Below are 7,962 nucleotides of genomic sequence, written 5' to 3' on the forward strand. Positions count from 1 at the left end.
CGACGGTTTTTTTTGAAAGGGAGTGCGAATGCTTGCGCAACAGCTGATTCGTGATGGAGACCTGGCCGGCGCGCTCGCCGCCTTGCAGGATGCGGTGCGCAAGAACAGCGCCGACCCGAAACTGCGCGTGTTCCTGTTCCAGCTGCTTGCCGTGCTGGGCCAGTGGAACCGCGCCCTGACCCAGCTGAACGTGGCCGGCGAACTGGATGCCGGCGCGCTGCCCATGGTGCAGACCTACCGCGAGGCGATCCAGTGCGAGGCCCTGCGCGCCGAGATCTTTGCCGGCCGTCGCGCGCCCGTGATCTTCGGTGAGCCGCAGCCCTGGATGGCGCAGCTGGCCGAAGCGCTCAGGCTCGACGTCACCGATCCCGCCGCCGCCGCCAGCCTGCGCGACCAGGCCTTCGACGCCGCGCCGGCCTCGCCCGGCAGCATCGACGGCACGCGCTTCGACTGGCTGGCCGACGCCGACAGCCGCCTCGGCCCCGTGCTGGAAGCGATCGTCAATGGCCGCTACGTGTGGGTGCCGTTCATGCGCATCGCGCGCATCGAGATCGACCCGCCGACCGACCTGCGCGACGCCGTCTGGACGGCCGCCACCTTCACGTGGTCCAACGGCGCCCAGACCGTGGGCCTGATCCCGACCCGCTACCCGGGCAGTGTCGACGCCCATGACGACGCGCTGAAGCTCGCCCGCCGCACAGAATGGATCAACAGCGGGCAGGGCGATCATCCGCTCGGCCAACGCATGTTCACGAGCGGCGAGGCCGATCATCCGTTGATGGACGCGCGCGTGATCGAATTCGACGCCGCCGAGGACGACAACACCAACCATGGCTGAACTGGCCCCACGCGAGCGCCTGCAACCCTCGCTGCTCGACCGCCTCACCGACGATGAACCCGACCAGGAGGTCGAGGCGCGCGACCGGCGCGTGCTGTCGGTGCGCGGGCTGCGCGAAGGCGTGCTGCGCGACCTCGCGTGGCTGCTGAACACGACCAACCTGCTGTCCGTCAGCGACGTGCCGCGCCTGCCGCACCTGGCCAGCTCCGTCCTCAACTACGGCATGCCCGACATGTCGGGCGCCTCGCTGGCGAACATGAACGCGGCCGACCTGGAACGCGCGATCCGCCAGGCCATCTGGGACTTCGAGCCGCGCCTGATTCGCTCGTCCGTGACCGTCAAGGCACTGCCGCAGCAGGAATCGATCAGCAAGATCATGTTCGAGATCCAGGCCGACCTGTGGGCCCAGCCTTATCCGGAACGCCTGTTCCTGAAGACCGAGCTCGATCTCGATCTTGCCCAGATCAGCCTCACCGAATTCTCCGGCGCGCGCTCATGACCAATCCACGCCTGCTTCGCTACTACAGCCAGGAGCTGCAGCACCTGCGCGAGATGGGCGGCGAATTCGCGGTCCAGTACCCGAAGATCGCCGGTCGCCTCGGCCTGGAAGGCTTCGAGTGCGCCGACCCGTATGTCGAGCGCCTGCTGGAAGGCTTCGCGTTCATGGCGGCGCGGGTGCAGATGAAGATCGACGCGGAATTCCCGCGCTTCACCCAGCACCTGTCCGAGATCGTCTACCCGCACTTCCTCGCGCCGACGCCGTCGATGGCGATCGTGCAGCTGCAGCCCGACCTCGGCAACCCGGCACTGAACGCAGGTTACCGGATCGCGCGCGGCGCGCCCATGCGCAGCGTCCTCGGCAAGGACGACGCCACCGCCTGCGAATACCGCACGGCGCACGAGCTGACCCTGTGGCCGATCGAACTGGTCGAAGCTAAATTCTTTACCAACGGCGGCACCATCGCCGGCGTCGAGGCGCGCTTGCCCGCGGACGTGAAGGCGGGCCTGAGGCTGCGCCTGCGCACGACCAATGGCGCGCCGTTCTGCAAGCTCGGGCTGGACCGCCTCACCTTGCACCTGCGCGGCAGCGACGACATGCCGGGCCAGATCTACGAAAAGCTGCTGGGTGCCGTCGAAGGCGTGCTCGTGCTGCCGGGCAGCCGGCCGGCCGGCCGTCACACGCTGCTGCCGAAGACCGCGCTGCGCCCGCGCGGGTTCGCGGAACAAGACGCGCTGCTGCCCAGCGGCCAGCGCAGCTTCCAGGGCTATCGCCTGCTGCAGGAATACTTCGCGTTCGCGCAGCGCTTCCTGTTCGTCGAACTGACCGACGTGAAGGCCGCAGTGAGCGCCTGCGCCGAGACCGAGCTGGAAATCATCGTGCTGCTGGCACGCGGCGACGCCCGCCTGGAGCAGGCGCTCGACGCCAGCAATTTCGCGCTCAACTGCACGCCCGTCGTGAACCTGTTCCAGCGCCGCGCCGACCGGATCAACCTGTCCGGCGACCAGTTCGAATACCACGTGCTGCCCGACCGCACCCGTCCGATGGACTTCGAGGTGCACCAGATCGAGAGCGTGACCGGGTACGGCATCGGGACGGACGCCGAGCAGGAATTCCACCCGCTGTACAGCGCGCGCGACCTGGGCGCCGCGACCGTGGCGTCGCAGGCGTTCTACCAGATCCGGCGCGAGCCGCGCCTGCTGTCGCAGCGCCAGCGCCAGCGCGGCCCGCGTTCTTCGTACATCGGCAGCGAGACCTTCATCACGCTCGTCGATGCCAGGGAAGCGCCATACCGCCACAACCTGCGCCAGCTCGGCCTCGTCCTGTGGTGCACCAACCGCGACCTGCCGCTCTCGATGCCGCTGGGCGTCGGCAAGACGGACTTCATCCTGGAGCAGGGCGGTCCGGTGCAGTCCGTGCGCGTGCTGGGCGGGCCGAGCCAGCCGTTCCCCTCGTTCGCCGAGGGCGGCATGGCGTGGCGCCTCATCAACCAGCTGTCGCTGAACTACCTGTCGCTGGCCGACACCGACCCGGACCAGGGCGCCAGCGCCCTGCGTGAACTGCTCGCCCTGTACTGCCATCCGCTCGACCTCTCCAGCCAGCGCCAGGTCGAGGGCGTGCGCTCGGTGTCGTCGAAACCGGTCACGCGGCGCATGCCGGCGCCGGGGCCCATCACGTTCGGACGTGGCCTGGAGATCACGGTGACGATGGACGACGGCGCGTTCGAAGGCGCGGGTGCCTTCGTGCTGGGCGGCGTGCTCGCCCACTTCTTCGCGCAGTACGTGTCGATCAACTCCTTCACCGAGACCGTCGTGCGCACCGTCGGCCGCGGCGAGATCATGCGCTGGAAGGCGCACGAGGGCGTATGCGCAATCCTGTAGACGTGGAACGCCAGCTGGGCGAGGCCGCGGCCGCGATGGATTTCTTCCAGGCGCTGCGCCTGCTGGAAAACGCCCATCCGGACAGGCCGCGCATCGGCACGTCGCTGCGTCCGCGCGACGACGCGGTGCGCTTCGGTCGCGACCCGTCGCTGAACTTCGAGCCGGGCGCGGTGGCCGGTTTTACGCCCGCGACAAACGAGGCGAAGGCGCGCCTGGCCGTGAACTTCTTCGGCCTGCTCGGCGCCAACGGCCCGCTGCCGCTGCACCTGACGGAGTATGCGCGCGACCGCGCCCGCAATCACGGCGACCACACGATGGTCGCGTTCCTCGACATGTTCCACCACCGGATGGTGTCGCTGTTCTACCGCGCGCACGCCACGGCCGACCCCGCGGTCAGCCTGGACCGCCCGGACAGCGACCGCTTCGCCGATTACGTCGGCAGCCTGTTCGGCATCGGGACCCCGGCCATGCACGGGCGCGACGAGATCGGCGACTTCGCCAAGCTGCACTTTGCCGGCCTGATGGCCAACCAGCGCCGTCCGGCCGCCGGCCTCGTGACGGTCTTGCGCGCCTACTTCAGGCTGCCCGTCGAACTGGAGCAGTTCGTCGGCCACTGGATGAAGATCCCGCTGGACGGCCAGACCCGCATCGGCATGGCCGAATGCGGCAACCGCCTCGGCACCTCGGCCGTGCTGGGAAAGAAAGTCTGGGATTGCCAGCACAAGTTCCGCCTCGTGATCGGCCCGCTCGGCTACGACGACTACGAGCGCATGCTGCCCGGCGGCGCCAGCATGACGCGCCTCGTCGACTGGGTGAAGAGCTATGCCGGCACGGTGCTCGACTGGGACGTGCGCCTGGTGCTCAGGCAGTCCGCGATTCCACCCCTCAAGCTGGGCGCGCGCCGCCTCGGCTGGACCACTTACCTCGCGAGCGGCCCGGCCGCGCGCGATGCCCGTCAACTCTTGATCAACCCGACAGCCCGCCAGGGCTGACCCCACGCGAAAGAACCGATCATGGCCGAAATCTCCCGTGTCGCACTGTTTGGAAAACTCAACTCGCTGTGCTACCGCGCGATCGAAAGCAGCACCGTGTTCTGCAAGCTGCGCGGCAACCCGTACGTGGAGATGGTCCACTGGTTGCACCAGATCCTGCAGCTGCAGGATTCCGACCTGCACCGCATCATCCGCCACTACGAACTGGATGCCGCCGTGCTCGCGCGCGACGTCACGGCCGCGCTCGACCGCCTGCCGCGCGGCGCCACGTCGGTGACCGACCTGTCGTCGCAGGTGGAAGAGACGGTGGAGCGCGCATGGGTGTTCGGCACGCTGATGTTCGGCGAATCGCAGGTGCGCAGCGGGCACCTGGTGTTCGGCATGCTCAAGACCGCGAACCTGCGCAACGCGCTGTACGCGATCAGCCGCCAGTTCGAGCGCATCAAGCCCGATGACCTGTCGGACCGCTTCGCCACCTTGCTGAAGGACTCGCCGGAAGCGAAGCTTGCCGCCAGCGACGGCTTCCAGGCCGCCGCACCGGGAGAAGCATCGGGCGCCATCGCGCCGGCGCAGATGGGCAAGCAGGAAGCGCTGAAGAAATTCACGGTCGACCTGACCGAACAGGCGCGCGGCGGCAAGATGGACCCGATCGTCGGCCGAGACGACGAGATCCGCCAGATGGTCGACATCCTGATGCGCCGTCGCCAGAACAACCCGATCATGATCGGCGAGGCCGGCGTCGGCAAGACGGCCGTCGTGGAAGGCTTTGCACAGCGCATCGCGCGCGGCGACGTGCCGCCTTCGCTGAAGGAAGTGCGTCTGCTGGCGCTGGACGTGGGCCTGCTGCAGGCAGGCGCCAGCATGAAGGGCGAGTTCGAGCAGCGCCTGCGTTCCGTCATCGACGAGGTGCAGGCCAGCGAGAAGCCGATCATCCTGTTCATCGACGAGACCCACACGCTGGTTGGCGCCGGTGGCGCGGCCGGTACGGGCGACGCCGCGAACCTGCTCAAGCCGGCCCTCGCGCGGGGAACCCTGCGCACGATCGGCGCGACCACGTTCGCCGAATACAAGAAGCACATCGAGAAAGACCCCGCGCTGACCCGCCGCTTCCAGAGCATCCAGGTGGACGAGCCGAGCGAGGAGCGCGCGATCCGCATGATGCGCAGCGTGGCGTCGACGATGGAAAAACACCACCAGGTGCAGATCCTCGACGAGGCGCTGGAAGCGGCCGTCAGGCTGTCGCACCGCTACATTCCCGCGCGCCAGCTGCCCGACAAATCCGTGAGCCTGATCGACACCGCGTGCGCGCGCGTGGCCGTGAGCCTGCACGCGACGCCGGCCGAGGTGGACGACAGCCGCAAGCGCATCGAGGCGCTGAACGTGGAAATGGAGATCATCCGCCGCGAAGGCGCGATCGGCATCGAGGTGGCGAGCCGCGCCCACGAGACCGAGGTCGAGCTGGCCGCCGAGAAGGAGCGCCTGGCCGCGCTGGAGGCGCGCTGGAACGAGGAGCGTGCGCTCGTCGACGAGCTGCTGGCGCTGCGCGCGAAGCTGCGCGATGGTGCCCAGCCGGTCGAAGGTACCGGATCGAAGCTCGAAGCGGCAGCGGAGTCCACGCCGCCGCAGGACGAGAACGAACGCGCCGCGTTGAAGGAACAGCTGCAGGCCGTGCAGGCGAAGCTGACCGCGCTGCAGGGCGAGAATCCGCTGATCCTGCCGACCGTCGACTACCAGGCCGTGGCCGCCGTCGTCGGCGACTGGACCGGCATCCCGGTCGGACGCATGGCGAAGAACGAGATGGAGACGATCCTGAACATCGCCTCCAACCTGAGCCAGCGCGTGATCGGCCAGGACCACGCGATGGAGATGATCGCCAAGCGCATCCAGACGTCGCGCGCGGGCCTGGACAATCCGAGCAAGCCGATCGGCGTGTTCATGCTGGCCGGTACGTCGGGCGTCGGCAAGACCGAGACCGCGCTGGCGCTGGCCGAGGCGTTGTACGGTGGCGAGCAGAATCTCATCACCATCAACATGAGCGAGTACCAGGAAGCGCACACGGTGTCCACGCTGAAGGGCGCGCCGCCGGGCTACGTCGGCTATGGCGAGGGCGGCGCGCTGACCGAGGCCGTGCGCCGCCGGCCGTATTCCGTCGTCCTGCTCGACGAAGTGGAAAAGGCGCACCCGGACGTGCACGAGATGTTCTTCCAGGTGTTCGACAAGGGCTTCATGGAGGACGGCGAGGGCCGCTTCATCGATTTCAAGAACACGCTGATCATCCTGACGACGAACGCGGGCACGGACCTGATCGCGGGCCTGTGCAAGGACCCGGACCTGATGCCGGATCCGGAAGGCATGGCCAGTGCGCTGCGCGCGCCGCTGCTGAAGGTGTTCCCGCCGGCGCTGCTCGGCCGCCTCGTCACGATCCCGTACTACCCGCTGTCGGACGACATGCTGGGCAAGATCGTCAAGCTGCAGCTGGACCGCATCAAGAAGCGCGTCGAGGCGCGCTACAAGATCCCGTTCGAGTACGGCGAGGACGTCGTCAAGCTGGTCGTCTCGCGCTGCACCGAGAGCGAGTCGGGCGGCCGCATGATCGATGCGATCCTGACCAACACCATGCTGCCGGACGTGTCGCGCGAGTTCTTGCGGCGCATGATGGACGGCGCCGGGACGAGCGCCGTGCGCGTGGGCGTGAGCGATAACGCCTTTTCCTACGCATTCGAGTAATCAGACCTGTATTTCCTAGCCCTTTGAATAACGCCGAGACTGGAGACCGACGTGAAACGTGAACGACCGATGATCGATACGATGAATACCATCCGCAAGGAGGCCGCATGAACGCCCAGGAATTGCGCGAATGGCTGCTGACCGGCACCGGCAAGCAGATGGAAACCGATAACTTTCTGGGCCAGTTCATGGTGGGCGGGGTGCCGGGCAACGGCACGGCGGCGAATTCCTCGACGGGACAGTTTTTCCCCTGCCTGGTGCGCCGGACGGTGAAGCCGAATGGCTTCGGCTATTATCTGAAGATTACCGGATGCCTGCAGGGTGGGGCCGACGCGCTCTTCGTCAGGGACCATCCGAACCAGTCCCTGCACGCCGACGCGTCGCTGTTCCCGATCGTGATCAGCGGACGCTTTTCGGGCTGCACGTTCGCGCGCTGCGTCGGTGCGAACGGCCACATGTACGTCGCCCACATCTTCGTCGATGCGAACCTCGGCGGCAACGACCCGGCCGCGCAGGCCCGCGCCTTCGAGGCGGCGGTCGGTGCGGCCCCCAATTCCGCGGTCGGCTTCAGGACCGTCGGCCAGGTCGTCGCGCCCGCGATGCGCGGCTACGTGTTCGGCACCTTCGACGGCGCCAACTGGCAATGGCATTGGCTGACGGCGGACGCGAACGGCACCGTCGTCGGCTGCCGGGCGCTCGGCGGCGGCGACTGGGTCGCACTGTGACGGGACATGCCTAACCAAGTCTCCATGGGCGCCATGATGACCTGCACCTTCGGCGCGGCGCCGTCCTCGCTCGTCGTCCTGCCGAAGAACAAGGTGCTGGCGGAGGGGCCTCCCGCCGCCAACATCATGGACCATATCCCTCTCGTGAACATCATGCCGTTCGGGGTGTGTCAGTCGCCGGCCAACCCCACGGTGGCCGCCGCCACGGCCGCGGCGATGGGCGTGCTCACGCCCATGCCGTGCGTGCCGGCGACTTCCGCGCCCTGGGTACCGGGCGCGCCCACGGTCCTCATCGCCAACA

At 67.9% G+C, this 7,962-nt stretch carries 7 protein-coding genes; all 7 read left to right on the top strand.

Annotation, left to right across the window (positions count from 1 at the left end):
* Positions 1-28: 28 nt before the first annotated feature.
* Positions 29-838 (top strand): type VI secretion system accessory protein TagJ, encoded by an 810-nt coding sequence (locus tag AC1DYX_RS08980; RefSeq protein ID WP_477258425.1) that lies wholly within the window; start codon positions 29-31, stop codon positions 836-838.
* A complete protein-coding gene (gene tssE / locus AC1DYX_RS08985; RefSeq protein WP_477258427.1) occupies positions 831-1,337 on the top strand; it encodes a type VI secretion system baseplate subunit TssE in 507 nt (168 codons plus the stop codon). The genes AC1DYX_RS08980 and tssE overlap by 8 nt, the downstream gene beginning before the upstream one ends.
* A complete protein-coding gene (gene tssF, locus AC1DYX_RS08990) occupies positions 1,334-3,217 on the top strand; it encodes a type VI secretion system baseplate subunit TssF (protein ID WP_477258430.1) in 1,884 nt (627 codons plus the stop codon). Before tssE ends, tssF begins: the two co-directional genes overlap by 4 nt.
* Complete coding sequence (tssG, locus tag AC1DYX_RS08995; RefSeq protein WP_477258432.1) at positions 3,202-4,209, top strand: type VI secretion system baseplate subunit TssG; 1,008 nt, start codon at positions 3,202-3,204, stop codon at positions 4,207-4,209. Before tssF ends, tssG begins: the two co-directional genes overlap by 16 nt.
* Before the next feature lie 21 nt (positions 4,210-4,230).
* A complete protein-coding gene (gene tssH / locus AC1DYX_RS09000) occupies positions 4,231-6,936 on the top strand; it encodes a type VI secretion system ATPase TssH (protein WP_477258434.1) in 2,706 nt (901 codons plus the stop codon).
* A 107-nt stretch (positions 6,937-7,043) separates the two neighbouring features.
* A complete protein-coding gene (locus AC1DYX_RS09005) occupies positions 7,044-7,661 on the top strand; it encodes a hypothetical protein (RefSeq protein ID WP_477258436.1) in 618 nt (205 codons plus the stop codon).
* Between the two features lie 6 nt (positions 7,662-7,667).
* A partial coding sequence (locus AC1DYX_RS09010; protein ID WP_477258438.1) for a DUF4280 domain-containing protein occupies positions 7,668-7,962 on the top strand: 295 nt, incomplete at its 3' end.

The sequence above is a fragment of the Massilia sp. P2_C2 genome (assembly GCF_056404615.1).